Origin of the sequence: Micromonospora sp. NBC_01796 (genome assembly GCF_035917455.1) — a bacterium.
Classification (GTDB): Bacteria; Actinomycetota; Actinomycetes; order Mycobacteriales; family Micromonosporaceae; genus Micromonospora_G.
On sequence record NZ_CP109078.1, the window covers coordinates 4,542,043 to 4,568,362 of the forward strand.

Annotated in this window: 25 protein-coding genes and 1 pseudogene; 21 read left to right on the top strand and 5 right to left on the bottom strand. The window is 71.6% G+C overall.

Annotation, left to right across the window (positions count from 1 at the left end):
* Nucleotides 1-100 precede the first annotated feature (100 nt).
* The 5 genes from OIE47_RS20955 to OIE47_RS20975 all read left to right on the top strand — a co-directional run bounded on the left by OIE47_RS20955 (nucleotide 101) and on the right by OIE47_RS20975 (nucleotide 3,761).
* On the top strand, nucleotides 101-706 hold the full coding sequence (locus OIE47_RS20955) for a hypothetical protein (protein ID WP_326556234.1): 606 nt from the start codon (nucleotides 101-103) through the stop codon (nucleotides 704-706).
* Nucleotides 707-869: 163 nt separating this feature from the next.
* The gene (rplU, locus tag OIE47_RS20960) at nucleotides 870-1,184 is read left to right on the top strand and encodes a 50S ribosomal protein L21 (RefSeq protein ID WP_326556235.1); all 315 of its coding nucleotides are present in this window, start codon (nucleotides 870-872) and stop codon (nucleotides 1,182-1,184) included.
* Nucleotides 1,185-1,233: 49 nt separating this feature from the next.
* Nucleotides 1,234-1,491, top strand: coding sequence for a 50S ribosomal protein L27 (gene rpmA, locus OIE47_RS20965; protein ID WP_326556236.1), 258 nt, complete (start codon nucleotides 1,234-1,236; stop codon nucleotides 1,489-1,491).
* Between the two features lie 238 nt (nucleotides 1,492-1,729).
* Nucleotides 1,730-3,229, top strand: a complete 1,500-nt coding sequence (gene obgE / locus OIE47_RS20970) for a GTPase ObgE (RefSeq protein ID WP_326556237.1) — start codon at nucleotides 1,730-1,732, stop codon at nucleotides 3,227-3,229.
* A gap of 70 nt (nucleotides 3,230-3,299) precedes the next feature.
* Nucleotides 3,300-3,761, top strand: coding sequence for a GNAT family N-acetyltransferase (locus OIE47_RS20975; RefSeq protein WP_326556238.1), 462 nt, complete (start codon nucleotides 3,300-3,302; stop codon nucleotides 3,759-3,761).
* A gap of 38 nt (nucleotides 3,762-3,799) precedes the next feature.
* Here the strand turns inward: OIE47_RS20975 and trpS are convergent, their stop codons facing one another.
* Nucleotides 3,800-4,813: a tryptophan--tRNA ligase gene (trpS, locus tag OIE47_RS20980; RefSeq protein WP_326556239.1), complete on the bottom strand. Its 1,014-nt coding sequence runs from the start codon at nucleotides 4,811-4,813 to the stop codon at nucleotides 3,800-3,802.
* 305 nt (nucleotides 4,814-5,118) lie between these two features.
* On the opposite strand from trpS, the gene OIE47_RS20985 reads away from it, so the two are divergent.
* Complete coding sequence (locus OIE47_RS20985) at nucleotides 5,119-7,365, top strand: FUSC family protein (RefSeq protein WP_326556240.1); 2,247 nt, start codon at nucleotides 5,119-5,121, stop codon at nucleotides 7,363-7,365.
* Between the two features lie 169 nt (nucleotides 7,366-7,534).
* Entirely contained in the window at nucleotides 7,535-8,413 is an 879-nt protein-coding gene (locus OIE47_RS20990; protein WP_326556241.1) for an NAD(P)-dependent oxidoreductase, read from the top strand.
* Between the two features lie 90 nt (nucleotides 8,414-8,503).
* On the opposite strand, the gene OIE47_RS20995 is transcribed toward OIE47_RS20990, so the two are convergent.
* Entirely contained in the window at nucleotides 8,504-8,722 is a 219-nt protein-coding gene (locus tag OIE47_RS20995) for a DUF397 domain-containing protein (protein WP_326556242.1), read from the bottom strand.
* A gap of 69 nt (nucleotides 8,723-8,791) precedes the next feature.
* Between OIE47_RS20995 and pepN the strand changes: the two genes are divergently transcribed.
* From pepN to OIE47_RS21020, 5 genes are all read left to right on the top strand, one after another.
* Nucleotides 8,792-11,323, top strand: coding sequence for an aminopeptidase N (pepN, locus tag OIE47_RS21000; protein ID WP_326556243.1), 2,532 nt, complete (start codon nucleotides 8,792-8,794; stop codon nucleotides 11,321-11,323).
* A gap of 112 nt (nucleotides 11,324-11,435) precedes the next feature.
* Nucleotides 11,436-12,029 (top strand): nicotinate-nucleotide adenylyltransferase, encoded by a 594-nt coding sequence (gene nadD / locus OIE47_RS21005; protein ID WP_326556244.1) that lies wholly within the window; start codon nucleotides 11,436-11,438, stop codon nucleotides 12,027-12,029.
* A gap of 103 nt (nucleotides 12,030-12,132) precedes the next feature.
* Nucleotides 12,133-12,531 carry a ribosome silencing factor gene (rsfS, locus tag OIE47_RS21010; protein WP_326556245.1) on the top strand — a complete coding sequence of 133 codons (399 nt, stop codon included), beginning with the start codon at nucleotides 12,133-12,135 and terminating at the stop codon, nucleotides 12,529-12,531.
* Nucleotides 12,528-13,157 carry a histidine phosphatase family protein gene (locus OIE47_RS21015; RefSeq protein ID WP_326556246.1) on the top strand — a complete coding sequence of 210 codons (630 nt, stop codon included), beginning with the start codon at nucleotides 12,528-12,530 and terminating at the stop codon, nucleotides 13,155-13,157. The genes rsfS and OIE47_RS21015 overlap by 4 nt, the downstream gene beginning before the upstream one ends.
* 132 nt (nucleotides 13,158-13,289) lie before the next feature.
* Entirely contained in the window at nucleotides 13,290-14,156 is an 867-nt protein-coding gene (locus OIE47_RS21020) for a DegV family protein (RefSeq protein ID WP_326556247.1), read from the top strand.
* A gap of 19 nt (nucleotides 14,157-14,175) precedes the next feature.
* Here the strand turns inward: OIE47_RS21020 and OIE47_RS21025 are convergent, their stop codons facing one another.
* Entirely contained in the window at nucleotides 14,176-14,850 is a 675-nt protein-coding gene (locus OIE47_RS21025; RefSeq protein WP_326556248.1) for a maleylpyruvate isomerase N-terminal domain-containing protein, read from the bottom strand.
* Between the two features lie 323 nt (nucleotides 14,851-15,173).
* Here OIE47_RS21025 and OIE47_RS21030 point away from each other — a divergent pair, with 323 nt between their 5' ends.
* The 4 genes and pseudogenes from OIE47_RS21030 to OIE47_RS21045 all read left to right on the top strand — a co-directional run.
* Nucleotides 15,174-15,914 (top strand): helix-hairpin-helix domain-containing protein, encoded by a 741-nt coding sequence (locus tag OIE47_RS21030; RefSeq protein WP_442792181.1) that lies wholly within the window; start codon nucleotides 15,174-15,176, stop codon nucleotides 15,912-15,914.
* The gene (locus tag OIE47_RS21035) at nucleotides 15,911-18,316 is read left to right on the top strand and encodes a ComEC/Rec2 family competence protein (RefSeq protein ID WP_326556250.1); all 2,406 of its coding nucleotides are present in this window, start codon (nucleotides 15,911-15,913) and stop codon (nucleotides 18,314-18,316) included. Before OIE47_RS21030 ends, OIE47_RS21035 begins: the two co-directional genes overlap by 4 nt.
* A 139-nt stretch (nucleotides 18,317-18,455) precedes the next feature.
* Nucleotides 18,456-19,430, top strand: coding sequence for a DNA polymerase III subunit delta (holA, locus tag OIE47_RS21040; RefSeq protein ID WP_326556251.1), 975 nt, complete (start codon nucleotides 18,456-18,458; stop codon nucleotides 19,428-19,430).
* A gap of 224 nt (nucleotides 19,431-19,654) precedes the next feature.
* Nucleotides 19,655-19,984 (top strand): annotated as a pseudogene (locus OIE47_RS21045) (hypothetical protein); the annotation flags it as partial.
* Between the two features lie 464 nt (nucleotides 19,985-20,448).
* Here OIE47_RS21045 and rpsT read toward each other — a convergent pair.
* Together rpsT and OIE47_RS21055 are read right to left on the bottom strand one after the other, a co-directional pair.
* Nucleotides 20,449-20,721 carry a 30S ribosomal protein S20 gene (gene rpsT / locus OIE47_RS21050; protein ID WP_326556252.1) on the bottom strand — a complete coding sequence of 91 codons (273 nt, stop codon included), beginning with the start codon at nucleotides 20,719-20,721 and terminating at the stop codon, nucleotides 20,449-20,451.
* Nucleotides 20,722-20,867: 146 nt separating this feature from the next.
* Nucleotides 20,868-21,854 carry a phosphotransferase family protein gene (locus OIE47_RS21055; RefSeq protein WP_326556253.1) on the bottom strand — a complete coding sequence of 329 codons (987 nt, stop codon included), beginning with the start codon at nucleotides 21,852-21,854 and terminating at the stop codon, nucleotides 20,868-20,870.
* A 141-nt stretch (nucleotides 21,855-21,995) separates the two neighbouring features.
* Between OIE47_RS21055 and OIE47_RS21060 the strand changes: the two genes are divergently transcribed.
* The 5 genes from OIE47_RS21060 (at nucleotide 21,996) to OIE47_RS21080 (ending at nucleotide 26,317) form a co-directional block, all read left to right on the top strand.
* Entirely contained in the window at nucleotides 21,996-22,526 is a 531-nt protein-coding gene (locus tag OIE47_RS21060; protein WP_326556254.1) for a DUF4240 domain-containing protein, read from the top strand.
* A gap of 248 nt (nucleotides 22,527-22,774) precedes the next feature.
* Complete coding sequence (gene lepA / locus OIE47_RS21065; protein ID WP_326556255.1) at nucleotides 22,775-24,664, top strand: translation elongation factor 4; 1,890 nt, start codon at nucleotides 22,775-22,777, stop codon at nucleotides 24,662-24,664.
* Nucleotides 24,661-25,188, top strand: coding sequence for an NUDIX domain-containing protein (locus tag OIE47_RS21070; RefSeq protein WP_326556256.1), 528 nt, complete (start codon nucleotides 24,661-24,663; stop codon nucleotides 25,186-25,188). Before lepA ends, OIE47_RS21070 begins: the two co-directional genes overlap by 4 nt.
* An 81-nt stretch (nucleotides 25,189-25,269) precedes the next feature.
* Entirely contained in the window at nucleotides 25,270-25,551 is a 282-nt protein-coding gene (locus OIE47_RS21075; RefSeq protein ID WP_326556257.1) for a GlsB/YeaQ/YmgE family stress response membrane protein, read from the top strand.
* Nucleotides 25,552-25,672: 121 nt separating this feature from the next.
* The gene (locus OIE47_RS21080; protein ID WP_326556258.1) at nucleotides 25,673-26,317 is read left to right on the top strand and encodes an MOSC domain-containing protein; all 645 of its coding nucleotides are present in this window, start codon (nucleotides 25,673-25,675) and stop codon (nucleotides 26,315-26,317) included.
* The last annotated feature ends 3 nt before the right edge of the window (nucleotides 26,318-26,320 follow it).

The window sequence follows — 26,320 nt, forward strand, 5'->3', positions numbered from 1 at the left end:
TGCGGTGCACTAGGGGCCGAGCGCTGAGAAGGCCCCTTCCAGGCCAAAATGCGACTGGAAGGGGCCTTTTACCATCCGCACCCCCTCGCGAGGAGATCAGATGCGACGCCCGCTGCCGGCCGCCGTCATCACCACCGCCGCCCTCACCGCCGTCCTGCTGATCGGCTCCGGCTGCGCCGCCGAGCGTCCGAAGTCGGAGGGGCAGGCCCCGTCGGGTACGGCCGCTCCGACCGTCTCGGGTTCCGCGGAGCCCGGCGCCGGTGCCTCTCCCGGTGCCAGTGGCATGCCCCCGGCCCGTTCGAGCGAGGCACCCGGCGGTGCCACCGGTGGGCCCGGTGTCCCGGCGCCACCGCCGCCGGCGTTGCCCCCGGCCGGCGGCAACGCCAAGGAGGTCTGCGCGGCGGCCCTGAAGACCAACACCGACCTGGGTACGGCCTTCATCACCGAGATGGTGACGGTGATGCAGGCGACCAGCGACGGCGACACCGCCGCGGCGACGGCTGCCCGGGGTCGGGCGGAGAAGGGGCTGGCCGACTGGACGGCCGCGCTGCGCGGGCACGCCACGAAGGCCACCGACGCCACGCTGAAGAGCACCCTCGGCGAGCTGGCGACCCAGGTCAGTACGATGAAGCCCGAGGCGAACTCGATCGACGAGATCAAGCTCGAGTCGCTGAACGAGCGCATCGGCCAGCTCTGCCAGAGCTGAGCCGTCGGGGCCCGGTTTGGGCGCCCGACACCCCATGGCGTACGCTAGCCTGCGGCGCACCTTTGGCGCCAAGCTCTCGCGTGCCCGCCCCCGCATTCGTGCGGCCGAGGTGAGCAGCCGCGAACAGCATCCCAACGCCTCAACGACAGGGAGTCCGCCTCCGATGTACGCGATCGTCAAGACCGGCGGCAAGCAGTACAAGGTCGCCGAGGGCGACGTGATCGAGGTCGAGAAGCTCGTCGGTGAGCCTGGCGACGCGGTGACGCTCTCCGCGGTGCTTCTCGTCGACGGCACCGACCTGGTGACCGACGCGGCCAAGCTCGCCAAGGTCGCGGTTTCCGGCGAGATCGCCGCCCACACCAAGGGCCCGAAGATCCGGATCCACAAGTTCAAGAACAAGACCGGTTACCACAAGCGTCAGGGGCACCGTCAGCCGCTGACCCAGGTCAAGGTGACCGGAATCTCCAACGGTAAGTAAGCAGTCGGCGGCAGGGTAAGAGTCCAGCGGAAAGTTAGGTCGTCCTCAGATGGCTCACAAAAAGGGTGCGTCCAGCTCGCGCAATGGTCGCGACTCCCAGGCGCAGCGGCTCGGTGTCAAGCGGTTCGGTGGCCAGGTGGTCAGCGCCGGGACGATCCTGATCCGGCAGCGCGGCACCAAGTTCCACCCCGGCGACCTGGTCGGGCGCGGCGGCGACGACACGCTCTTCGCCCTCGCCCCGGGTGCGGTCCAGTTCGGCACCAAGCGTGGCCGCAAGGTCATCAGCATCGTGCCGGCGGCACAGTAGTTAGCTTCTCCAATCGGCGAAGCGGGCCGCGGACCTGAGTGTCCCGGCCCGCTTCGCTGTTTGCGTCACGGGCCGATGCCGCGTCACGCGTAGCCGATGTCGCGTCGCGCCTCGATGTCGCGTCACGAGCCGATCGACGCGTTCCGTGGCAGGCTTGTTCAGGCGTGGTACGAGACCGGGCCGATGTCGCGGGTCGGTGGTTGTCGCGGGGATGGGCCCCGCGGAGAGGATTGGCGTCGTGATTACCTTCGTTGACCGGGTCGTCCTGCATCTGCGGGCCGGCGACGGCGGGCACGGCTGCGTCTCGATCCACCGGGAGAAGTTCAAGCCGTTCGGTGGCCCGGACGGCGGCAACGGCGGCCACGGCGGCAGCGTGTCGCTGGTCGTCGACCCGCAGGTGCACACCCTGCTCGACTTCCACTTCCGGCCGCACATCAAGGCCGACAACGGCAAGGGCGGCGCCGGTTCCAACCGTGACGGCGCCAACGGCGGCGACCTGGTCCTCAAGGTGCCCGCCGGCACCGTGGTGCTGAGCACCACCGGCGAGGTACTGGCCGACATGACCGGCGCCGGCACCACCTTCGAGGTCGCCCGCGGCGGACGCGGCGGACGCGGCAACGCGTCGCTGGCCAACGCCCGACGCAAGGCTCCGGGTTTCGCCGAGCTGGGTGAGCCGGGCGACGAGATGGACGTCGTGCTGGAGCTCAAGAGCGTCGCCGACGTCGGCCTGGTCGGCTTCCCCTCGGCCGGCAAGTCCTCGCTGATCTCGGTGATCTCGGCCGCCAAGCCGAAGATCGCCGACTACCCGTTCACCACCCTGGTGCCGAACCTCGGCGTGGTCCGGGTGGAGAACCACACCTTCACCGTCGCCGACGTACCGGGGCTGATTCCGGGCGCGGCCAGCGGCAAGGGGCTCGGACTGCAGTTCCTGCGGCACATCGAGCGCTGCTCGGTGCTGGCACACGTGGTCGACACCGCGACCCTGGAACCGGGCCGGGACCCGCTCGCCGACATCGACGCCCTCGAGCTCGAGTTGGCCGAGTACGGCGGACTGGCCGACAAGCCCCGGATCGTCGTACTGAACAAGGTGGACGTGCCCGACGGGAAGGACCTGGCCGACATCACCCGGGCCGACATCGAGGCCCGGGGTCTGCAGGTCTTCGAGGTGTCGGCGGCGACCCGGGTCGGGTTGCGGGAGCTGACCTTCGCCATGGCGGAGTTGGTCGAGCAGTCCCGCGCCGCGGCGCCGGTGCTCGAACCGACCCGGATCGTGCTCCGCCCGGTAGCGGTGGACGACGCCGGGTTCACCATCGAGGCCACCTCGGACGGGGCGTTCGTGGTGCACGGCCCGCGCCCGGAACGCTGGGTACGGCAGACGAACTTCGACAACGACGAGGCGGTCGGCTTCCTCGCCGACCGGCTGGCCCGGCTGGGCGTCGAGGAGAAGCTGGCCAAGGCCGGTGCCGTCTCGGGCAGCCTGGTTCGGATCGGCGTACGCGAGTTCGACTGGCAGCCGACGCTCTACGCCGGTGCGGACTTCACGCCCGGTAACCGGGGCACCGACATCCGGCTGGAGACCCAGTCGTCGCGTCCGTCGGCCTCCCAGCGGTTGGCCGCGCGCAAGGCCCGGCGGGTGCGTTCGGACGAGGAGTCGCAGGCGGCGCTGGCCGCGGCGGCTGCCGCCAACCTCGACGACGCGCCGGTGACCGTCGGCGGCGGGGACAGCACCGCCGACTAGACGGATTCGCGCTCTATCGGCGCCACTTTCGGGAAACCTGGGCGAAATGCCGCCTGATTACCCTGAGTGGATGTTGATCGAGTCTCGTCCATGCTCCGATCCGGAACTCGTCGCCCTGGTCACCGCACAGCAGCGGGAGCTGCGTGAGGCGAACCGGCCGGTCGGCGTCGGCGCGGTGGACGACTCCTTTCCCGCCCCCGACGACGTACGGCACCTGGTTGGCGTGGTCAACGGGCGTGCGGTGGCCTGCGGGGCGATCCAGTCCATCGATCCCGACATCGCCGAGATCCGGCGGATGTACGTCCGACCGGCCCACCGCAGGCGTGGTGTGGGGCGGCAGCTCCTCGCCGCCCTGGAGGACCTGGCCTTCTGGGCCGGTCACTCCGTGTTGCGCCTGGAGACCGGGACGTACCTGCCGTCGGCGTTGGCGCTCTACCGCTCGTCCGGCTACACCGAGATCCCGGTCTACGGCCGGTACGTCGGCAACCCGTACAGCGCCTGCTTCGAGAAACGGATCTTGGTTGCGGCTTGACCCGGTGTACGGGGGCCCGTACACCGGGTTGCTGCTCTTCAGGTGAGCAGGCCGATCGCGCGCTTGGCCCGGTGCACGGTGTCGGTGGCACCGTCGCGGGCCCGTTCGGCGCCCTCCGCCAGCACCCGCCGGACGTAACCGGGGTCGCGGGTCAGCTCGGCGTGACGGAGTTGGATCGGTCGCAGCAGAGCCTCGACCGCCTCCGCGACCGCCCGCTTGAGTTTGCTGTACGAGGTGAACTCGTCGGCGAGAGCATCCGGGCGGGCGTCCACGCAGGCGGCGAGGATCTCCAACAGGTTCGCCAGGCCGGGCCGGTTCTCCGGGTCGTACGCGACACCCCGGCCCGAGTCGGTGACCGCGCGGGTCACCTTGCGCCGGATCACCTCGGGCGGGTCGAGCAGGAAGATGGTGCCCGCGTCCGCGCTGGTGGTCTTGCCCATCTTGGCGGTCGGGTCGCTCAGCTCCATCACCCTGGTGGCCACCTCCGGGTGGACGGCACGCGGCACGGTGAAGGTCTCCCCGTAGCGGGTGTTGAACCGGATCGCCACGTCCCGGGCGAGTTCGAGATGCTGGCTCTGGTCCTCGCCGACCGGCACCTCCTCGGCGTCGTGCAGCAGGATGTCGGCCGTCATCAGCACCGGGTACGTCAGCAGGCTCAGCCGTACGTGCTGTTGCTGGGCGGCGGACTGCTCCTTGAACTGGATCATCCGCTGGGCCTCGCCGACACCGGTGGCGCACTCGAGCAGGAAGTGCAGTTCGGTGTGCTCCGGCAACTGGGACTGGACGTAGAGGATGGCCCGGTCCGGGTCGAGCCCGGCGGCGAGCAGCATGGTCGCCTGTTCCAGGGTCCGCTCGCGTACCCGGGCCGGTTCGTGGGCGACGGTGAGCGCGTGCAGGTCGGCGAGGAAGACGATGGTCTCGGCCCGGTACTGGGCGTCGACCACCGGGCGGATCGCGCCGAGCAGGTTGCCCAGGTGCAGTGAACCGGTGGGTTTGAGGCCGGTCAGCCGGCGTTTCGGCACGGTCCGGGTGATCGTCGGGGTCGCGGTCATCGGGGGCTCCTTCGGGAGTACGTCGACCTGCCCGTCCCGGGTGCGCATACGTCAACGGCCGCCCGGGTGGGGCGGCCGTGGTGCTGTCTCGGGGTGCGCGGATGCGTGGCCGCCCGTCAGGGGGCCCGCCAGCCGTTTGTTGTCATCCGCACCCGGCCAGCTTAACCCACCCGATCGGATCACCCGTGCGGGTGGCCGGACCGCTCGTGCGGGTGGCCGGACCGGATGCCCCGTAACGCCGTGCCCGGGTGATCGTTTCTCCGATCGTGAGGAGCTGATCGGGTCGGCGAGCATCGGAGGGATCCGTGGGCAGCCGCGCCGCCGTGGCCTGGTTGAGTCGACGTGACCCCGGCTACCGGATCATCCGCCGTGCCGTACGCCTGACGCTCATCGGTGTCCTGGTCTTCTACAGCGGGATCTACCTGGTCGACAGCACCACCCTGGCGCTCTACTCGGTCTTCACCGTCTTCGCCGTCGGGGTGCTCGGCCAGTTGCCGGCCACCCCGAGGGAGCGGGCCCGGGTGCTGATCGCCGCCCTCCCGGTGACCTGGGTGCTGGTGGTCGCCGGCACCCTCCTGGCCGGCAGCATCTGGGCGGCGGCGGCCGGCATGGTGGTGGTCGGATTCGTGGTCGCCTTCATCGGTGTCGGCGGGCCACGCCTGGCCGGGGTGGCGGCCGGGCTGCAACTGTTCTACATCCTGTCCTCCTTCGGCCCGTACGCGCCCGACACGCTGGGCGAGCGACTGGGCGGGATCACCGCGAGTACGTTGCTGCTGATCCTCGCCGAGTTGGTGCTCTGGCCCGACCGGGTGACCCCGGTGTCCTATCCGAAGCGGCTCGCCATCGCGGCGGACGCCGTCGCGGACTTTCTCGACGTGCTCGCCGACGCGCTGTCCGGACGGGTCGATCCGGGGCCGGAGACCTCCCGGCGGCAGGCCCGGGCGGGTCGGGCGGTGGACCGGTTGGCGTTCGAGGAGTTGCCGGCGACCGAGCGACCGACGTCGGCGGGCCGTCGGGACCGGGCGATGCGCGATGCCGCGGTGGCGTTACGGGAGGCGTTGGACTTCGGCGACCGGCTGGCCGTCGACGCGGCGCTGCCGGGAGCGTCCGCCCCGGTCGGCTCGCCGCCACCGCCGGGTGCGCCGGGAATCCCGGACAGCGATCTGGACTGGCTGCTGCGTCAGGGGGCGGACCAGATCCGGGCGGCCGGCCGTACCCTCGTCGGGCAGGGGCGGCGGGACGACGAGGCGGAGCCGCTGCGGCTGCACCGGTTGATCGAGGAAATCTGGGCCCGCCCGCGCGGCGAGGCGTTCCAGGAGCCGGGCCTGGGCCGGTTGTGGCTGGACGCGATCGTCCTGCGGGTGGTCGAACAGGCGCCGATCCTGAACACCGCGGCCCGGATCGTCGCCCGGCTGCCGATCACGCGGGTGCCACCGCAGCCCGGCCAGCGACACCACCCCTTCGAGTACGCCCGCCGTCCGATGCTCGCGCTCTACTGGCAGCGGTACCGGGTGCACCTGACCCCGCGTTCGGTGCACTTCCAGGGGGCGGCGCGGATCGCCCTGGCGCTGGCGGCGGCTCGGGTGGTGGCCGGTTACCTGAACCTCGACCACGGTTTCTGGGTCCTGCTGGCCACCCTGACCCTGTTGCGTACGTCCGCCGCCGACACCCGTACGACATTGCGGCCGGCGGTGATCGGCACCGTGCTCGGTGCCACCGCCGGTGCGGGGCTGCTGCTGGTCACCGACCGGCCGGAGGTGTACCGGGGAGTCCTGCCGGTGGCCATGGTGCTGGCCTTCGCGGTCGGCCCGCTGCTCGGGCTGGCCTGGGGGCAGGGCTTCGTCACCCTGCTGCTCACCGCCCTGTTCGCCCAGATCGGCCCGGCGAGCCTGCGGATCGTGCAGGCCCGGTTCACGGACGTGCTGGTCGGCGCGGTGATCGGGGTGCTGGCCGGTCTCCTGCTCTGGCCGCGGGGTGGGGGTGGGGAACTGCGCCGGTCGCTGGCGAACTACCTGGACGCGGCGGCGTCGTCGACCGAGGAGACGGTCGACGTGCTCACCGGCCGCCAACCGGACCGGGGGGAGTTGGGCCGGGCGCACCGGGCGATGGTGCTCGCCGAGGCGTCGATGATCCAGTACCAGTCGGAGCAGCCGGCCCGTCGCAACGAGGGGGTGGACTGGAGCGCGGTGCTGATCGCCGGACACGAGATGGTGCGCGGTGGTCAGGCCCGGCGGGATCTGCGACCGCCGCCGTACCCGCTGTTGAGCGACGAGGTGGCGGGGCCGTTGGACGACTTCGCCCACCGGGTGCGGGGCGCGTACGGGGATGTCGCGGACCAGTTGGGGCGGGGCGGGCGGGCGAAGTCGGTGTCGCCGCCTCCGGGACCCGACGACCTGGCGGTCCGGTTGCGTACGCTGCTGCGGATCGGCGGCACCCGGGCTTCGGCACTGGACCTGGTCGACCTGGAGGTCTGGCTGATCTGCCTGACCGCGCACCTGAACCGGATCCAGACCGAGATCGACGGTACGGCGACCGAACTGCCCCTGCGGTAGCAACTCCGGCACGGGCGCGGGGGGTCAGCCGCCCACGGGTGCGCGGGTGGGGTCAGCCGTCCGGGTAGGACCGGCCGATGTTCGCCCAGATCCCGCGTACGGCCGCCCGCCGGACCGGGTCGCGCCGCAGCCTGGAGGCGAGCCCGGAAGGGCGGCGGAGGGGGGTGCCATGGCGCAGCAGCAGACGGTCGCTTTCCTCGGCCTCGGTGGCATGGGTCGGGGGATGGCGGCGAACGCGTTGCGGGCCGGCCTGCCGACGGTGGTGTGGAACCGGACACCCCGGTCGGCGGAGGCCCTGTCCGATCTCGGCGCGCAGGTGGCCGGTAGCGCGGCCGAGGCGGCCGGCCGGGCGGCGATCGCGGTCACGATGGTCACCGACATCGACGCGGTCACCGCGATCGTCGTCGACCAGGGCGCGCTCGCCGCACTGCCGCCGGGGGCGATCTGGGCGCAGATGAGCACGATCGGGGTGGCCGGCACCGAGCGGCTCGCCGCGCTGGTGCGGCGGGAGCGTCCGGACGTGGTGTTCGTCGACGCGCCGGTGGCGGGCAGTCGGGGACCGGCCGAGGCAGGGAAGCTGTCCATCTACGCGTCCGGGCCGACCGAGGCGCGGGACCGGGTGGCACCGCTGTTCGACGCGCTAGGCCAGCGGACCCTCTGGGTCGGCCCGGCGGGGCAGGGTTCCCGGCTCAAACTGGTGAACAACATCCTGCTGGCGTTCCTTGCCGAGGGGGTGGCCGAGTCGGTCGCGATGGCGCAGGCGGTCGGGATCGGCACCGAGACGGTGCTGACCGCGCTGGTCGGCAACCCGATCGTGGCGCCGTGGGCCGAGGCGAAGCTGCACCGGATGGCCCGCGACGACTACTCACCCGAGTTCACCCTGTCCCTGGCGCTCAAGGACCTCCTGCTCGCGCTCGACGCGGTCGATCCGGCCGAGTTCACCGTCGCCGGTTGTCTCGCGGCACAGTGGCGGCGGGCCGTGGACCGGGGGTTCGGTGGCGACGACCTGACGGTGATCGCACGGGCGATGACACCGGGCCCCGCGTGACGGCGCCGTCCACCCGCCTGCCGGTGCGGGCGGGCCGCCACCCGTGGCGGGTCATCCGGACGACCGACCGGATGACCCGTGACGGCGTTCCTACTCCAGGTCGAACTCGCCGTCCTGGGCGCCGGCCACGAACGCGTCCCACTCGGCCTGGGTGAACACGAGCACCGGTCCGTCGGGTTCGGCGGAGCTGCGCATGCCGATCAGGTCGTCCACGAACGCGACCTCCACCGCCGCTTCGGACGTGTCGCCCTCGGCCCGCTGCCACACCGCGCGGGACAGGTCGAAGTCGCCCTTCGGGTGCTGCGCCATCGTCGATTCCTCCACTGCGCGATCCGTCATGGGAAAGCCTTTCCACTCTTCATGTTGCAGGATATGCGGATGCCGAGCCTTACCAGGGTCGAGGCGGCCGAGCGCGCCGCGCTGCTGACCGTCGAGTCGTACCATATTGATCTTGACCTGACCGCCGGCGACACCGGTTTCCGGTCCGTCACCACGATCCGCTTCCGGGCCACCCCCGACAGCACCACCTTCGTCGATATCAAGCCGGCCCAACTGACCAGCGTACGGCTCAACGACACGACGATCGATCCGGCGACGCTCGCCGACGACCGTCTTGTGCTGACCGGGCTGCTGGCCGAGAACACGCTGACCGTCGAGGCGGAGATGGCGTACTCGAACACCGGCGAGGGGCTGCACCGCTTTGTCGACCCGGCCGACGGCGAGGCGTACCTCTACGCCATGGCATTCCTCGAAGAGGGGCCCCGGATCTTCCCCAGCTTCGACCAGCCCGACCTGAAGGCACCGGTGACGCTGAGCGTGACCGCGCCCGAGAACTGGCTGGTCGCCGCGAACGGCGCCCCGCTGCACCCGCCGACCGGCGGCCGGTGGGAGTTCGCCCCGACCGCCCCGCTGGCCACGTACTTCACCTCGCTGATCGCCGGGCCGTACCACGCCCGGTACGACGAGCACGACGGCATCCCGCTCGGCATCTTCTGCCGCCGGTCGATGGCCGAGCACCTGGACCGGGACGCCGACGAGATCTTCACCGTGACCAAGCAGTGCCTGGACCGGTTCCACGAGCTGTTCGACGTCCGCTACCCGTTCGGCAAGTACGACCAGGCGTTCGTGCCGGAGTTCAACGCCGGCGCGATGGAGAACCCCGGCCTGGTGACGATCCGCGACGACTACGTCTTCCGGTCGGCGGTCACCGACAGCGAACGGGAACTGCGGGCCACCACGATCGCGCACGAGATGGCGCACATGTGGTTCGGTGACCTGGTCACCATGCGCTGGTGGGACGACCTGTGGCTGAACGAGTCGTTCGCGGAGTACCTGGGGACCAGGGTGACCGCCGAGGCGACCCGGTTCACCGGCGCCTGGACCACGTTCGGCCTGCGCCGCAAGGGCTGGGGGTACGCCGCCGACCAGCGCCCGTCCACCCACCCGGTCGCCCCGGAGGACGTACCCGACGCCGCCGCCGGACTGCTCAACTTCGACGGCATCTCGTACGCCAAGGGCGCCTCGGTGCTGCGCCAGCTCGTCGCCTGGCTCGGCGACGAGGCATTCCTCGCCGGGCTGAACGCGCACTTCGCCGCCCACCGGTACGGCAACGCCACCCTGGCCGACCTGCTCGACGCGATGGGTACGGCCAGCGGGCGGGACCTGTCCGAGTGGGCCGAGCTCTGGTTGCGCCGCCCGCAGGTGAACACCCTGCGGGCCGAGGTGAGCGTGGCCGAGGACGGCACGTACACCGAGGTGGCGGTGGTGCAGACGGCCCCTCCGGAGCACCCGGTGCTGCGCCCGCACCGGATCGGGGTGGGGCGCTACGACACAGAGGACTCCGCCGACCGGCCGGTGGCGGTGCTACGGGACCGGATCGAGGTCGACCTGGACCCGGCCGTCGACAAGGGACGGACCGTCCTGGCCGAGCTGGCCGGTCAACCGGCCGCGTCGGTGCTCCTGCTCAACGACGGTGACCTGACGTTCGCCAAGGTGCGCCTCGACGACGCGTCGGCTGCGGCCGTACCGCAGGTTCTGCCCGGCCTGACCGACTCCCTGGCCCGTGCGGTGCTCTGGACCGCGACCATCGACGCGGTGACCGACGGGGAGCGGCCGGTCTCCGACCTGGTGACCCTGATCCTCGCCGCGCTGCCCGGCGAGACCGAGGTGATCGTGGTCGAGGACGTGCTGAAACTGTCCCGTACGCTGATCGACCGTTACCTCGATCCGGATCGCCGGCTGACCGCCCTCGGTTATGTCGCCCAGGCCTGCGACCGGTTGCTCGGCACCGCCCCGGCGGGTGGTTCGGTGCAGCTCGCCGCCGCTCGTGGCCTGATCGGCGCGAGCGCCGATGCGGCCCGGCTGGCCGGCTGGCTGGCCGGTGACAACGTGCCGGAGGGGCTCGCCGTCGACACCGACCTGCGCTGGGCGGTGGTCGGGCGGCTGGTGGTGCTCGGCGCGGCGGGGGAGGCGGAGGTCGCCGCCGAACTGGCCGCCGACCGGAGTGCGGCCGGTGAGGAACGGGCCGCCCGGTGCCGGGCCGCGCTGCCGGATCCGGCCGCGAAGGAGCGGGCCTGGCAGATCATCGTCAGCGACACCTCGCTGTCGAACCGGTTGGTCGAGGCGAACGCGGGCGGGTTCTGGCAGCCGGAGCAGGAGGCGCTGACCGAGTCCTATCTGGAGCGGTACTTCGCCGAGATGCCGGCGGCGGCGCGGTTGCGTACCTCCTGGACCGCCGACCAGGTGGCCAGGCTGGCCTTCCCCCAGTACGCCGTCGCGCCGCGTACCCGGGAGCTGGCCGCGGCGCTGATCGAGCGCGACGACCTGACGCCGGGGCTGCGCCGGGTGGTGACCGACGCGGCCGACGACCTGCGTCGGGCGCTGCTGTCCCGTTCCGCCGGGCTGCTCTGACGGCTCCGCCGGCCGCTGGCCGGCTCGCCGGACCCCCGCTGGGGGGATCGAGCGGGTGCGATCTGCGTCATGCCGGGGCGGTTGACCGACCGTCCCGGCATACGATCAAGAGGTGGAGGAAGATACCCGACGAATCGGGATCATGGGCGGAACCTTCGATCCGATCCATCACGGTCACCTGGTCGCGGCCAGCGAGGTCGCCGACCGGTTCGGGCTCGACGAGGTCATCTTCGTGCCCACCGGTCACCCGTGGCAGAAGGCCGACGAGCCGGTCTCCTCGCCCGAGGACCGCTACCTGATGACGGTGATAGCGACCGCCTCGAACCCCCGCTTCCAGGTCAGCCGGGCCGACATCGACCGGGACGGCCCGACCTACACCGTCGACACCCTCCGCGACCTGCACGAGGAGTACGGCCCGAAGGCGCAGTTGTTCTTCATCACCGGCGCGGACGCGCTGGACAAGATCCTGTCCTGGAAAGACGCCGACCAGATGTTCGAGCTGGCCCACTTCATCGGGGTGACCAGGCCGGGCTTCGAACTCTCCGCCCGGCACCTGCCGGCCGACTCGGTGAGCCTGGTCCAGGTGCCGGCGATGGCGATCTCGTCCACCGACTGCCGGGCGCGGGTGGCCGCCGGGGAGCCCGTCTGGTACCTCGTGCCCGACGGTGTGGTCCAGTACATTGCCAAACGCCGGCTCTATCAGTAACGGTTTGGCACGGTTTGCGACCCGTTGTTCGCTAACTGCCAAGTCGTAACTCGGCCACGTGTGAGAGGCTAGATAGGTCTCATGGTCGACCCAAAGGAGTACGGTGACAGCTTCCGATCGCGCCCTCGAGCTGGCATTGGCCGCCGCCCAGGCCGCCGCTGACAAGAAGGCACAGGACATCGTCCTGATCGACGTAGGCGACCAGCTGGCCATCACCGACGTGTTCCTGATCGCCTCGGCGCCGAGTGAGCGCCAGGTACAGGCGATCGTCGACGCGATCGAGGAGCAACTGCTCACCCTCTCGGACAAGGCCAAGCCGGTCCGGCGCGAGGGCGAGCGGGCCGGACGCTGGGTGCTGCTCGACTACGTCGACATCGTGGTGCACGTCCAGCACACCGAGGAGCGCGAGTTCTACGCTCTCGACCGGCTGTGGAAGGACTGCCCGATCATCCCGTTCGTGGACCGTGACCTCGTCGACGCCGACGCCGGCCACGGCGAATGACCCGACTGATCATCTGGCGGCACGGCAACACGGACTGGAACGCGGACAACCGCGTCCAGGGGCAGACCGACACCCCGCTCAACGCGCTGGGTGTGGAACAGGCCGACGCCGCGGCGGCCCTGCTGGCCGAACTGAAGCCGGACGCCATCGTCGCCAGTGACCTGCAACGGGCCACCCGCACGGCGGAGGCCCTCGCCGCGCTGACCGGGCTGCCGGTATGCACCGACGCCCGGCTGCGCGAGCGTTTCTACGGGCAGTGGCAGGGGCTCACCATGGCCGAGGTCGCCGCCCGGTTCCCGACCGAGCACGCACGTTGGCGCAACGGTGACGCCGATCCCGGCTGCCAGGTCGAAGCCCTGGACGACCTGGCCAAGCGGATCGGCACCGCGTTCCAGACGGCGGCCGACGCCAACCCCGGCGGCACCACCGTGGTCGCCACCCACGGCGGTGGCGCCAAGCAGGGATGCGGCCACCTGCTCGGCTGGGGGCCACCGATCCTGCGCGCGCTCGGCTCGTTGCAGAACTGCCACTGGACCGAGCTGCGCCACGACCAGGTACGCGGCTGGCAGCTTCGCGCGCACAACGTCGGTCCGGCGGCCCGCGAGCCGATCCCCGCCGCCATCTGAGACAGACCGGTGGCCGACCGGCCGGTTTCGGTTGTCTTCTGCGGCCGTTCACCGGTTATTTGCCGGCAATTATCCTGGTCACGACCAATATCGCCAGCGGCGGTCACCAGGTAGATCGGCTACGGTGCCGGGATGCCCGTCGCGGTTGCCACCGATTCCACCGCCTACCTGCCGGATCCGCCCACCGGCCCCGCGGCGGTCGCCGCTGACGTCTGGCCCACCGTGGTCCCCCTCACCGTCGTCCTCAACGGGGTGCCGGGGCTGGAGGGCATCGAGGTGTCACCGGCCGACGTGTCCCGGGCGATGACCGGGCGCCGGGACGCGGTCAGCACCTCCCGGCCGTCACCGGAGCAGTTCGTCGCCGCGTACCGCCGGCTGTTCGAGCGGGGCGCGACCGGGATCGTGTCGGTGCACCTGTCGGCCGAACTCTCCGGCACGGTCGAGGCCGCGACCCTGGCCGCCGCCGAGTTCGACAACCGGGTCACCGTGATCGACTCCCGGTCCACCGGAATGGGCCTCGGCTTCCCCGCCCTGGCCGCCGCGAGAGCCGCCGCCGGCGGTGCCGACCTGGCCGAGGTCGCGCAGGCCACCCGGGACGCGATCGACCGTACGTTCACCTTCTTCTACGTCGACACCCTCGAATTCCTCCGCCGTGGCGGCCGGATCAACGCGGCCGAGGCACTGCTCGGCACTGCCCTGTCGGTCAAGCCGATCCTGCACGTCCGCGACGGCCGGATCGCAGTCCGGGACAAGGTTCGCACCGCGAGCCGGGGACTGGCCAGACTCGTCGACCTGGCCGTCGCCGCCGCCGACGAGTCGGCGGTCGACGTCGCCGTACACCACCTGGCCGCGCCGGAGCGGGCGGAAGCCCTGGCAGGGGCCCTGGCCGTACGCCTCGGCGACCGGTTGCACGACCGGCACATCACCGAGGCGGGCGCGGTGGTCGGGGCGCACGCCGGCCCGGGGCTCGCGTGTGTGGTCGTGCACCGCCGGGGGTGATCTTCCGTCCCTGATCGCCCTAGCCCAGGGTCAGCCACTGGATGCCGAGGTGGTTGATCTGCTCGGTTTCGGCGGGGGTGATCGGGGTTCGGCCGGTGGCCTTGAGCAGGAAGGTCAGCCGGTCCCAGCCGAGGGCTCGTCGCGCCGTGGAGCCGCCGAGCAGGTCTTCGACCAGTTCGGCGGCGGGAGCGGTCAGCCACGGTCGGCGGTCCAGGGCCGCGGCCAGGTCCAGGCCGTGCACCGCGACCTCCACCACCCGGGTACGCAGAAACTCCGTCAACAGCATCGGATCGCCGTGCCGGGTGCGTACGACCCGGTCCGGCGGCTCGGCCCGGCAGAGCTTGTCCACCTGCTGCCAGTTGATGCGGAAGTCCTCGACCAGCGCGGCTCCGGTGTCGTGCGCTGCCGTGTGCTCCCGGGCCAGCCTGATCCGGGTCGTGTTGGTGTCCGGGGCGAACCGCTCGTCCGGCCGGTAGTACGCCCTCGCGTCCACCTTTGCGCGGGCCGGTGGTTGGGCGATCAGCATTCCCGGCAGCCAGGCGATCACCACTCGGATGTGGGCGAGCAGGTCGCGTACGCGCCATGGGGTGCAGGCGGTGGGACGGTCCCAGTCCTGCTCGGACAGTCCGGTCAGTGCTCGGGTGAGCTGCTCCGCCTCGCCCCGGAGTACGTCCAGCACTGGATCTTCCGCCATGGCGGCCAACCTACCAATCGGGCGGTGACCCTCCGTCCGTCGTCGCCCATGGTTCGGCACCCGTCGACCGGCGACGTCATCCACGAACGGCATCCCGAGTCACGAGCGCGAAGAGTTTGGCCGGCTATAGCGAGCCGAACTCTTCGCGATCACGAGGCGTTCCCGCGCCGGATGAGAGGCATAGCAGATTCGGGCATGATCAGGGCTTTTTCCACAGGTGGGTGAGTTGTCCACAGGAGAGCTTCGGTTGGCGGCGCGGCCGGTCGACTTTGCCTACCGTCCCGCTCGTGTCCGATGACGACGAGACCAGGGTGCGGGAGCGGCTGGCCCGGCTGCTGCGTGGTGGGGCGACCCGTCCCTCCGTACCGGTGGAGGTTGGTGTTTCCCCGCCGGGTGACAACCCGGTGGCGAGTGGGCTGGGTGGGCCGGGCGCTTTTGACCCCGGCCGGCGTGGGGTCAGGGCGCTCGCCGTGGTGGCCGCGCTGGTGGTGCTCGGCGCCGCCGGTTGGGCCTGGCAGGCCCGCCCGCAGGCCGAGCCGGTCGACGTCGTCGCGACGGCCGGCGCCGACGAGCCGACCTCTGCCAGCGCCGGAGCAGGTCCGGGCCCGACCGGGAGCGCCGGGGCCGAGGTGGTCGTCGCGGTCGCCGGAAAGGTACGCCGCCCCGGTCTGGTCCGGCTCCCCACCGGAGCCCGGGTCGCCGACGCGCTGACCGCCGCCGGAGGTGCCCTGCCCGGCGTCGACGTCGCACTGCTCAACCTGGCCCGGAAGGTCACCGACGGCGAGCTGATCCTGGTCGGGGTGACCGCCCCGCCGGGAGTCGCCGCCGGACCCGCCGGTCCGGGGCAGCCCGCCGATCCGGCGGCCGGTGGCGGCAAGGTCAACCTGAACACCGCCACCCTGGCCCAGCTCGACACCCTGCCCGGCGTCGGGCCGGTGCTCGCCCAGCGCATCCTCGACCATCGTGACCAGCGCGGCGGGTTCCGCACCGTGGGCGACCTGCGGCAGGTCAGCGGCATCGGGGACGCCCGGTACGAGCAGCTCAAGGAACTGGTCACGGTATGAGGGCGGCAGCGGCGGTCCGGGTGCCGGAGGAGGTCGAGCCCGACACCCGTGCCAAGCCACCGGATCTGCGGCTCGCCGGTGTGGCGGTGGCGACCTGGTTCTCCGCCCTCGCCGTGCTCTACCTGTCGGCGCGGTCCGGAGTGCTGATCGCACTGGTCGCCGCCGCCGTCGCGCTGGCCCTCGCCGCCCGACTGACCCGGCCGCACCACCGAGGCCCGCTCGCCGACCGGTACGGCTGGATCGCGGTTGCCGTACTGATCGGGGTGGTGTGCGGCAGCGCGGCGACGGCTGCCCGGCTCGGCGTACGGGACGCGGAGTCGTTGGCCGAGTTGTCCCGTACGCGGGCGCCGGTCACGGTCGAGCTGGTCGTACGCGACGATCCGCGTGCGGTGGCCGGAGCGGCGGGACGGCCGTCGATGCTCCTGCTCTCGGCCGAGCTGTCCTGGCTGCGTGGGCCGGACCAGCGGAAGCTCGAGGTCCCGGCTCGGATTCTGGTGCTGGCCACCGATGCGCAGTGGCGGGACCTGCTGCCGGGGCAGCGGCTGACCGCCAGCGGTCGGTTGGCGCGGGCGCGGGGCGGTGACCTGACGGCGGCCGTACTGTCGGCCAACAGTGCACCCGTGCGGATCGGTACGCCCTCCTGGACGCAGCGGGTGGCCGGGACCCTGCGGGCCGGGTTGCAGCGGGCCTGTCTGCCCCTGGCCGACGAGCCCGGTGGACTGCTGCCGGGGCTGGTGGTCGGTGACACCAGTCGACTGTTGCCGGCGGTCGAGGACGACTTCCTCACCACCGGCATGACGCACTTGAACGCTGTTTCAGGGGCAAATGTCGCGATTGTCGTTGGGTTGGTGCTGCTCTGCGCCCGCTGGGCCCGTGCCGGCCCGTGGCTCACCGCCGTGATCTGCGCGATCGCCCTGGTCGGTTTCGTGATCCTGGCCCGACCGTCGCCGAGTGTGGTCCGGGCGGCCACGATGGGGGCGGTCGGGCTGCTGGCCCTGGCGGTCGGCCGACCACGGGCGGCACTGCCGGCACTCGGGGCGGCGATCACGGTCCTGGTGGTGGTCGACCCGGAGTTGGCCGGCGACGCGGGGTTCGCGCTGTCCGTACTGGCCACGGGTGGGTTGCTGCTGGTGGCGCCGAAGTGGCGGGACCGGATGCGGGCTCGGGGAGTGCCGGCGGGGCTGGCCGAGGCGCTGGCCATCCCGGCGGCGGCACAACTGACCTGTGCCCCGGTGGTGGCGGGGCTGTCCGGGACGATCAGCTTGGTGGCCGTACCGGCGAACCTGCTTGCCGTGCCGGCGATCGCGCCGGCCACCGTACTCGGCGTGGCCGCCGCCACGGTGTCACCCGTGTGGCCGGCGGGTGCCGAGTTCGCGGCCTGGCTCGGGAGCTGGCCGGCGTGGTGGCTGGTGCTGGTCGCGCGTTACGGGGCTCGGGTGCCGGCCGGAACCCTGCCCTGGCTGGACGGTGTTGCCGGTGGGCTGCTGCTCGGTGCGCTCACCGTGGCGCTGCTGGTCGCCGCCCGGCATCCGCTGGTCCGCCGGCTGGTCGCGGTGGTCGCGGTCGCGGTGGTGATCGGCGCGCTACCGGTACGCCTGGTCGCCTCGGGTTGGCCGCCGGACGGCTGGGTCTTCGCGCTCTGCGCGGTCGGGCAGGGCGACACCGCCGTGCTGCCGATCGGGGCAGGGCGGGCCGTCGTGGTCGACGCCGGACCCGATCCGGCGGCGGCCGACCGGTGCCTGCGCCGGCTCGGCGTACGGTCGGTGCCGTTGCTGGTGGTCAGCCACTTCCACGCCGACCACGTGGGTGGACTGGCCGGGGTGCTGCGCGGGCGCAAGGTTGGTGCGGTGGTGACTCCGCAGTGGCCGGAGCCGGAGGCCGGTCGGTCCACCGTCGAGCGGGCCGGGGCGACGGCCGGCATCCCGGTCAGCGGCATCGGTCCGGGCTGGCGGTACGTCGCCGGCCAGGTGGAACTGACCCTGCTCGGTCCGCCGTACCCGATGCGGGGCACCAGATCGGACCCGAACAACAACTCGCTCGTGCTCCGCGCACGGGTCGGCGGCGTACGGGTCCTCCTCGCCGGGGATGCCGAGGAGGAGGAACAGCGGGCGCTGCTCGACGGCCTGCCCGCCACCGAACTGCGGGCGGAACTGTTGAAGGTGGCCCACCACGGATCGGCCTATCAGGAGGTTGGCTTCCTCGACGCGGTGGCGCCGGCGGTGGCGCTGGTCCCGGTCGGGGAGGGCAACGACTACGGCCACCCGAACCCGGCCGTCCTGTCGAGACTGGCCCGCAACGGCGCGCGGGTGCTGCGTACGGACACCGACGGGGACCTGGCCGTGGTCCGGCGCGACGGTGCACTGGCGGTGGTCGTACGAGGACTCGGTGCAGGTGAGCGGTGACCGGGCCGGCTGACCCACAGTCAAAGTACGGAATGCCAGGATTAAGCTAAATGCCTGGATTTGCGCTAAGTGCGGGCTCGGCTACGGGTACCGGGGTGACCAGGCCCGACGTACGCACCCGCCGTGCGACGATGCTCGGGTGACCCCTGTTAGCCTCGCCCCGATCCTGCTCGTCCTCGGAGACGAGGAGCTGCTCGTCACCCGGGCGCTCGCCGGGGCAGCCGCAACGGCCCGGGAGATCGACTCCGGCGCCGACGTACGTGACTACGAGGCGGGATCGGTCAACCCCGGCGAGGTCGCCGAGATGCTCAGCCCGTCCCTGTTCGGCGGTCGCCGGGTCCTGCTGTTGCGCAACGGGCAGGACGCCCGCAAGGACCTGGTCACCGTGCTGCTCGCGTACGCGAAGAACCCGGACCCGGACGTCCACCTGGTGGTGGCCCACGCCGGTGGCGCCAAGGGCAAGGCCTTCGCCGACGGGCTGCGGACGGCCGGTGCGACCGTGATCCCGGCGGCCAAGCTCAAGGGCGAACGGGAGCGGATCGCCTTCGTCCGGGACGAGTTCCGGCGCGGTGGCGCCAAGGCCAGCGACGACGCCGCCTCGGCCCTGGTCGCCTCGGTCGGCAACGACCTGCGGGAACTCGCCTCGGCCTGCGCGCAGCTCATCGCCGACACCGACGGGCGGATCGGCGCCGACACCGTCGCCCGCTACTACAAGGGGCGGGCCGAGGTGAGCGGCTTCACCGTCGCCGACGCGGCCATGGTCGGTGACCTGCCCGCCGCGCTGGAGGCGCTGCGCTGGGCGCTGCACGTCGGCGTCGACCCGGTGCCGATCGCCGACGCCCTCGCCGACGGCGTACGGACGGTCGCCCGGGTGAGTTCCGCCGGGCGCGGCAGCGCGTACCAACTGGCCAGCAGCCTCGGCATGCCGGCGTGGAAAATCGAACGGGCGCAGCGGCAGGGTCGGGGCTGGACCCCGGAAGGGCTGGTCGACGCGATGCAGGCCGCCGCCGAGTGCAACGCCGCCGTCAAGGGCGGTGCCGACGACCGGGGGTACGCCCTGGAGCGGGCGGTCTTTGCGGTCGCCGCCGCCCGGACGGGAAGTGGCACCCGGTGAGCGGACCACCCCATCTCCGGTTGCCCGGAACGATGCGCACCGGTCGGCGCCGTCGTGCGGCCGAGGACGCGAGCTACCCCGACCTGTCGGGAGCGCTGGAGGATTTCGGCCCGATGGTGGCCGCGGAGATCGCGGTGAGCTATCCCGGCCTGGTCGCGGAGGTCTGCGCCGACCTCGACGGGGCGTCGCGTACGGAGCACCCCACCGTGCGGGTCTACCCCCGGTTGCTCGAACCGGTGCACGAGCCGCCGCCCGTCGACGACGAACGGGTGCGTCCGCTGTACGCCCGCGTCCTGCGGCTGCGTCACGTCGACCCCGGCGGCCTGCTCTGTTTCTTCTTCTTCGAGGGCACGGTGGCCCTCGGTCTGCTGCTCGCGCTCGCCGAACTCGTCAACTGGTGGGGAGTGCTGGTCCTGCCGGTGACGGTCGCCGTCATGGTCAAACTGAACGACCTGGTCGCCGCCGCCGTGGTCCGCTCCGCCGCCCGGGTCCCCGACCTGGAACAGGAGCGGTTCCGGCGCGAGATGCTGCCGGTGGTCGGCCGCGCCCGGGTGCCCGACGGCTGCAAGATCAGCGCGTACGGGTCGCACGCGCCGGCCGGTGCGCCCGACGCCTACGGCACCCTCAACCCGGCCACGTTCGGCACCGGGGACGCGGCCGAACCCGCCGAACCGGAACCGGACGAGGCCCTGCCCGCAGCCGCGAGGCTGGTGCTGGGACGGGCCGCCGCCAGCCGGATCCGGGCCAACTCCGGTCACGCCGGCACCCGCCGTACGCCGATCGGACGCCCGACCAACACGCACCCGGCGGCGGGGGAGCGGACCGAGCAGTGGCCCGGCCAGCAGACCGGACGATGGCCCGACCCGCTGGACCCCGGACAGCAGCGGGCCCGTCAGTCAGGCGCCCCGCACTACGAGTAAACCGGAGACGGCCCTGCGGTACGGGATCCGCGCAGGCGACACAGCTACGCCCCGAGCCTTCGCGGCTCGGGGCGTAAGTGGTGAAGTCTGTCGATCCGTCAGGCAGCGACGGAGAGCGACTCCAGGCGCTTGGCGATGGCCGACTTGCGGTTCGCCGCCTGGTTCTGGTGGATGACGCCCTTGCTGACAGCCTTGTCAAGCTTGCGCGAGGCGTCGCGCAGCAACGCGGTGGCCTGCTCGGCGTCACCGGCGACGGTCGCCTCGTTGAACTTGCGGATGGCGGTCTTCAGCGACGACTTGACCGACTTGTTACGCAGCCGGCGCTTCTCGTTCTGCCGGTTGCGCTTGATCTGGGACTTAATGTTCGCCACGCGACAGCCTCGTCTTGATAGCTCGGGTTGGTCAGCTTGATGCACGGGCGACGATCGGCGTAAGCCCTCAGGGGCACCAACGCACAGTTACATCGCCACACGCGAAAAGCCAGGTTACCAGGTCGGCCCGGTGGGGCCAAAACCGGTCACCGCCAGCCGCGCCGCGTGGCCAACCAGCTCAGCGCCGTCTCGCCGCTCCACCGCTGGTGTGCCCGCAGGTGCGGGGACTCGCCGGAGGGTTCCGTGGTCGCCCGGACCAGCCAGTACCCGGCGAGCGCGGCGAGCGTGGCATCCAGCCCGTCCACCGGCACGTCGCGGGCGGCGGGATGCGTCGCGAAGGCCCGGTCGGCGTCCAGCCCGCTGGCGTACACGGTCACCAGCAGGCCGGCCAGGTCGAACCAGGCAGGCCCGAAACAGAGCCAGTTCCAGTCGCAGATCCAGGCGGTCCCGGCCCGGTCGATAAGTACGTTGTCCAGCCGCAGGTCCCCGTGGATCACGCCGGTGCCGTACGCGTAACCGGGCAGCAGTCCCTCCAGGTGGGCCAGCTCCGGCAGCCGGTCACGCAGGCTCGCCGGCACCCCGGCCGGCACCGGCTCGTGCCCGTCGACGATCTCCCGCCACCAGGAGAGGTCGGCCCGGAGCAGGTCGGCGAGCTGCGGCAGGCCCAGCGCGACCAACTCGGCCGGAGGTTCCCGCAGCGCCTCGACCACCCGCGCGTACGCGTGCAGGGTGGCGGTCAGGTCCGCCGGGTGCCACGGCAGGGCGGGCATCCGGCCGTCGATCGCGTCCAGGCAGATGACGAAGTGCCCGGCGGCGGTGAGGGTCCACCGGGGGCGGGCGACCGGCAGGTCGGGCGGGAGCGCGGCGATGATCGCGGTCTCCCGGGCGTACCAGTCGCTCAGGTGTCGCTGGTCGGCCAGGGAGGCGGCCTTGACGAAGACCCTGTCCCCGGCGGTGGTGTCGAGGACCCCGGCGAAGCCGTTGGTGAAGCCCCCACCGGCGGTGCTCGCCCAACTGACCCTGGCTCCGAGCCGGGCACCGATCGCGGCGCGCAGCTCCGCCGGCAGGTCGGCCCAGTCCGGTCGTACGGCGGTCGCACCGTACGGCACCAGCGGTAACGAACTCGCGGACATGCCCCCCATCCTGCCTCAGCCGGCCCGACCGACGTCCCCGCCAGGCGGCGTGGCCGTCGCCACTGGTCGGCGTGACCGGCCGGAACGCGGCTCGGCGGGGGTGGCGGGAGATGTCACAGCGGTCTGCCAGACTGCCGGGACATGAGGACCGACGACTTCTGGGCGCTGATCGACGACGCCCGCACCGGCGCCGACGGCAACACCGAGGCGATCACCGCGCGGGCGGTGGCCCTGCTGGCGGCTCGGGACGTGACCGAGATCGCCGGCTTCGACCAGCACCTGTGGCGGGTCCTGGCGGCCTCCTACCGGGCGGATCTCTGGGGTGCGGCGTACCTGATCAACGGGGGCTGCTCCGACGACGGGTTCGAGTACTTCCGCTGCTGGCTGGTTCTCCAGGGGAGGGCGACCTTCGCCCAGGCGGTCAAGGACCCCGACTCCCTGGCCGGACTGCCGGCGGTCCAGCAGGCGGCGGTCACCGGCGAGGAGTTCGAGGCCGAGGACGTGCTGCACCTCGCGCACAACGCCTACCTGAAGGCGACGGCGAGCGAGCTGCCGGCGCAGGAGCACGCCGCCTACCCGAAACTGGACGAGTTCTGGGACTTCGACGACGAGGCCAGCGCCCGCCAGCAGTTGCCCCGGCTCGCCGCGCTCTTCGTGGAGCCGCCCGAGTGACCGGTGCTGTCGCACCGGGGACGACCGGGGGTGTGAACGGGCTCGGCGGGGACCGACCCTGCGTGAGCGGGCTCGGGTGATCGGATGGGCTGCGCCGGGGTTTCCGGAGGGCATGGGATCATAGAGAGTGGTCGGCCCCGCGCCGACCGACGCGTACCGCCCGCCGGGCCGTCGCGTACCGCTGACCAGCCCGACCTTGCCAGCTTGCCAGCCCGACCCGCTCGCCAGCCCGATTAGAACGGACCGCCGTGCCACCGACGCCCGACGCAGGCGCGAACACTCCTGGTGCCACCGATCCCGGCCGGATCAGGAACTTCGGCATCATCGCCCACATCGACCACGGGAAGTCGACCCTGGCCGACCGGATGTTGCAGCTCACCGGCGTGGTCGACCCGCGGCAGATGCGGGCCCAGTACCTGGACCGGATGGACATCGAGCGCGAGCGCGGCATCACCATCAAGAGCCAGGCGGTCCGGATGCCGTGGACCGTACGGGAGGGCGAGCAGCAGGGCGAGCACGCCGTGCTCAACATGATCGACACCCCGGGTCACGTGGACTTCACGTACGAGGTGTCCCGTTCCCTGGCCGCGTGCGAGGGTGCCGTGCTGCTGGTCGACGCGGCGCAGGGGATCGAGGCGCAGACGCTGGCGAACCTCTACCTGGCGATGGAGAACAACCTCCACGTCATCCCGGTGCTGAACAAGATCGACCTGCCGGCCGCCCAGCCGGAGAAGTACGCCGAGGAACTGGCCCACCTGATCGGGTGCGAGCCGAGCGACTGCATCCGGGTCTCGGGCAAGACCGGCGACGGGGTGCCGTACCTGCTCGACGAGATCGTCCGGCAGTTCAAGCCGCCGGTCGGTGACGCCGACGCCCCCGCCCGCGCGATGATCTTCGACTCGGTCTACGACGTCTACCGGGGCGTGGTCACCTACGTCCGGGTGATCGACGGGCGGATCGAGGCCCGTGAGCGGATCAAGATGATGTCCACCGGCGCGGTGCACGAGCTGCTGGAGATCGGCGTCATCTCACCCGAGATGGAGAAGCACACCGCGCTCGGTGTCGGCGAGGTCGGTTACCTGATCACCGGCGTGAAGGACGTACGCCAGTCGCGGGTCGGTGACACCGTCACGATCAACTCCCGGCCGGCGACCCAGGCGCTCGGTGGTTACAAGGACCCGAAGCCGATGGTCTACTCGGGTCTCTACCCGATCGACGGCTCGGACTACCCCAACCTCCGTGACGCCCTGGACAAGCTTAAGCTCAACGACGCCGCGCTCGACTACGAGCCGGAGACCTCCGGTGCGCTCGGCTTCGGCTTCCGCTGCGGCTTCCTCGGCCTGCTGCACCTGGAGATCATCCGGGAACGGCTGGAGCGCGAGTACAACCTCGATCTGATCTCCACCGCCCCGAACGTGGTCAACCGGGCGCTGCTGGAGGACGGCAGCGAGATCACCGTGACCAACCCGAGCGAGTACCCCACCGGCCGGGTGGCCGAGGTGTACGAGCCGGTGGTGCGGGCGACCGTACTGACGCCGAACGACTACGTCGGCGCGGTGATGGAGCTCTGCCAGGGGCGCCGGGGCAACCTGCTCGGTATGGACTACCTCTCCGCCGACCGGGTGGAGTTGCGCTACACCCTGCCCCTCGCCGAGATCATCTTCGACTTCTTCGACCAGCTCAAGAGCCGGACCAAGGGGTACGCGTCACTGGACTACGAGCCCTCCGGCGAGCAGCAGTCCGACCTGGTCAAGGTGGACATCCTGCTGCACGGCGAGCCGGTCGACGCGTTCAGCGCGATCGTGCACAAGGACAAGGCGTACAACTACGGGGTCACCATCGCCGCGAAGTTGCAGAAGCTGATTCCCCGGCAGCAGTTCGAGGTGCCGATCCAGGCCGCGATCGGCAACCGGGTCATCGCCCGCGAGACGATCCGGGCGATCCGCAAGGACGTGCTCGCCAAGTGCTACGGCGGTGACATCACCCGTAAGCGCAAGCTGCTGGAGAAGCAGAAGGAAGGCAAGAAGCGGATGAAGATGGTGGGCCGGGTCGAGGTGCCGCAGGAGGCCTTCATCGCCGCGCTCTCCTCCGACGAGTCCGGCGACGCCAAGGGCGGCAAGGGCGGCGGCAAGAAGTGAGCCTGCGGGCGTACGGGACGGACGCCTCGTTCTGCCCGCGCTGCGGGGCGCCGCTGCCCGGCGCCCCGCCCACCGCCTGCGGGTCGTGCGGGTACAACCTGTTCGTCAACGCCCGCCCCACCGCCAGCCTGATCGTGCTCGACGGCGACCCGGTCACGCCCCGCTTCCTGGCCCTGCGGCGGGCCGCCGAGCCCAGATCGGGGCTCTGGGAGACCCCGGGCGGCTTCTGCGACGGGTGGGAACACCCGGCGACCGCCGCGGTCCGGGAGGGACGCGAGGAACTCGGCGTCGAGGTCAAGCTCGGTGACTACGTCGGAATGTACGTCGGCAGCTACGACTACCAGGGCGAGACACTGCCCGTACTGGATGTCTTCTACCTGGCCACGATCGACGCCGACGCGATCCGGCTCGATCCGGCGGAGTCGTCCGAGATGACGTGGTTCGATCTGGCCGATCCGCCCACACTGGCCTTCGAGACCATGGACCAGGCCGTTCGGGCCGCCGCACGACAACTGGGATGTTAAGTCGGTTTGAGAATTCAGCGGGTCGGGCACTATGCCGTCACCACACAACAGGGTGTGGATGACTTGAGTAGGAGACGACCGATGACTGTAGCTGGCATCATCACCGCACTCATTGTTGGCCTGATCGTCGGTGCGCTCGGCCGCCTGATCGTGCCCGGCAAGCAGAACATCCCGATGTGGCTGCACATGCTGATCGGTGTCGGCGCCGCGCTCCTCGGTACCGTGATCGCACGGGCCGCGGGCATCGCGACCGAGACCGCCGGCATCGACTGGCGCGAGCTGCTGGTCCAGGTTGTCGTCGCGGCGATCGCGGTGGCCATCGTGGCCGGTGTCGGTGGACGCCGCAGCGTCAGCCGCTACTGACCCCCGGTAGCAAAGTAGCTACCTCCCCCTCGTACGACATGGCAGGGGCGTCCGACCGAAACCGGTCCGGCGCCCCTGCCGTACGTGCTGGGTGGGTTGCCCGGTCGCTAGGGTGGGTGCCATGACAGGCAGACTCGTCTCGGTCAACCTGGCCGTCGTGACCCAGGCTCCCTGGGCCGGGGATCCGAGCGGACGCAGCGGCATCGACAAGCGCCCGGCCCCGGGGCCGGTGACGCTGCGCGCCGGAGGAGTGGACGGCGACTTCGTCGGTGAACTCTCCGTTCACGGCGGTCCGGACAAGGCGGTCTACTCGTACGCCCGCGAGGACGCCGCCTGGTGGTCGCGGGAGCTGGGGCGGGAGATCCCACCCGGTGGCTTCGGTGAGAACCTCTCCACCGAGGGCCTCGACCTGACCGGGGCGGTGATCGGCGAGCACTGGCAGGTCGGCTCGGCCCTGCTGGAGGTGAGCCAGCCGCGTACGCCCTGCCGGACGTTCGCCGGCTTCTGGGACGTACGGGACCTGATCAAGCGGTTCACCGCGCGGGCGCTGCCCGGCGCCTACCTGCGGGTGCTCCGCGACGGTGCGGTGACGGCGGGCGACACGGTGACGGTGGTGCACCGGCCGGCGCACGGGGTGACGATCGGGGAGACGTTCCGGGCCCTGAACCTCACGCCGGAGCTGCTCCCGCGCCTGCTCGACGTACCGGAACTTCCGGCGCACCTGCGGGAACGGGTCGAGCGGCGGACCGCCCGCCAGCCCCGCTAGCGG

Excerpts from the sequence above, each read along its gene's own strand:
- pepN (WP_326556243.1), top strand. The coding sequence starts at position 8,792 with ATGCCGAGCCTTACCAGGGTCGAGGCGGCCGAGCGCGCCGCGCTGCTG.
- OIE47_RS20995 (WP_326556242.1), bottom strand. The coding sequence starts at position 8,722 with ATGGCGCAGCACCCGAAGGGCGACTTCGACCTGTCCCGCGCGGTGTGG.
- OIE47_RS21035 (WP_326556250.1), top strand. The coding sequence starts at position 15,911 with ATGAGGGCGGCAGCGGCGGTCCGGGTGCCGGAGGAGGTCGAGCCCGAC.
- OIE47_RS21015 (WP_326556246.1), top strand. The coding sequence starts at position 12,528 with ATGACCCGACTGATCATCTGGCGGCACGGCAACACGGACTGGAACGCG.
- OIE47_RS21055 (WP_326556253.1), bottom strand. The coding sequence starts at position 21,854 with ATGTCCGCGAGTTCGTTACCGCTGGTGCCGTACGGTGCGACCGCCGTA.
- rplU (WP_326556235.1), top strand. The coding sequence starts at position 870 with ATGTACGCGATCGTCAAGACCGGCGGCAAGCAGTACAAGGTCGCCGAG.
- OIE47_RS20975 (WP_326556238.1), top strand. The coding sequence starts at position 3,300 with ATGTTGATCGAGTCTCGTCCATGCTCCGATCCGGAACTCGTCGCCCTG.
- rpmA (WP_326556236.1), top strand. The coding sequence starts at position 1,234 with ATGGCTCACAAAAAGGGTGCGTCCAGCTCGCGCAATGGTCGCGACTCC.
- trpS (WP_326556239.1), bottom strand. The coding sequence starts at position 4,813 with ATGACCGCGACCCCGACGATCACCCGGACCGTGCCGAAACGCCGGCTG.
- OIE47_RS21080 (WP_326556258.1), top strand. The coding sequence starts at position 25,673 with ATGACAGGCAGACTCGTCTCGGTCAACCTGGCCGTCGTGACCCAGGCT.
- OIE47_RS20990 (WP_326556241.1), top strand. The coding sequence starts at position 7,535 with ATGGCGCAGCAGCAGACGGTCGCTTTCCTCGGCCTCGGTGGCATGGGT.
- OIE47_RS21075 (WP_326556257.1), top strand. The coding sequence starts at position 25,270 with ATGACTGTAGCTGGCATCATCACCGCACTCATTGTTGGCCTGATCGTC.
- OIE47_RS21060 (WP_326556254.1), top strand. The coding sequence starts at position 21,996 with ATGAGGACCGACGACTTCTGGGCGCTGATCGACGACGCCCGCACCGGC.
- OIE47_RS21020 (WP_326556247.1), top strand. The coding sequence starts at position 13,290 with ATGCCCGTCGCGGTTGCCACCGATTCCACCGCCTACCTGCCGGATCCG.
- OIE47_RS20955 (WP_326556234.1), top strand. The coding sequence starts at position 101 with ATGCGACGCCCGCTGCCGGCCGCCGTCATCACCACCGCCGCCCTCACC.
- OIE47_RS21025 (WP_326556248.1), bottom strand. The coding sequence starts at position 14,850 with ATGGCGGAAGATCCAGTGCTGGACGTACTCCGGGGCGAGGCGGAGCAG.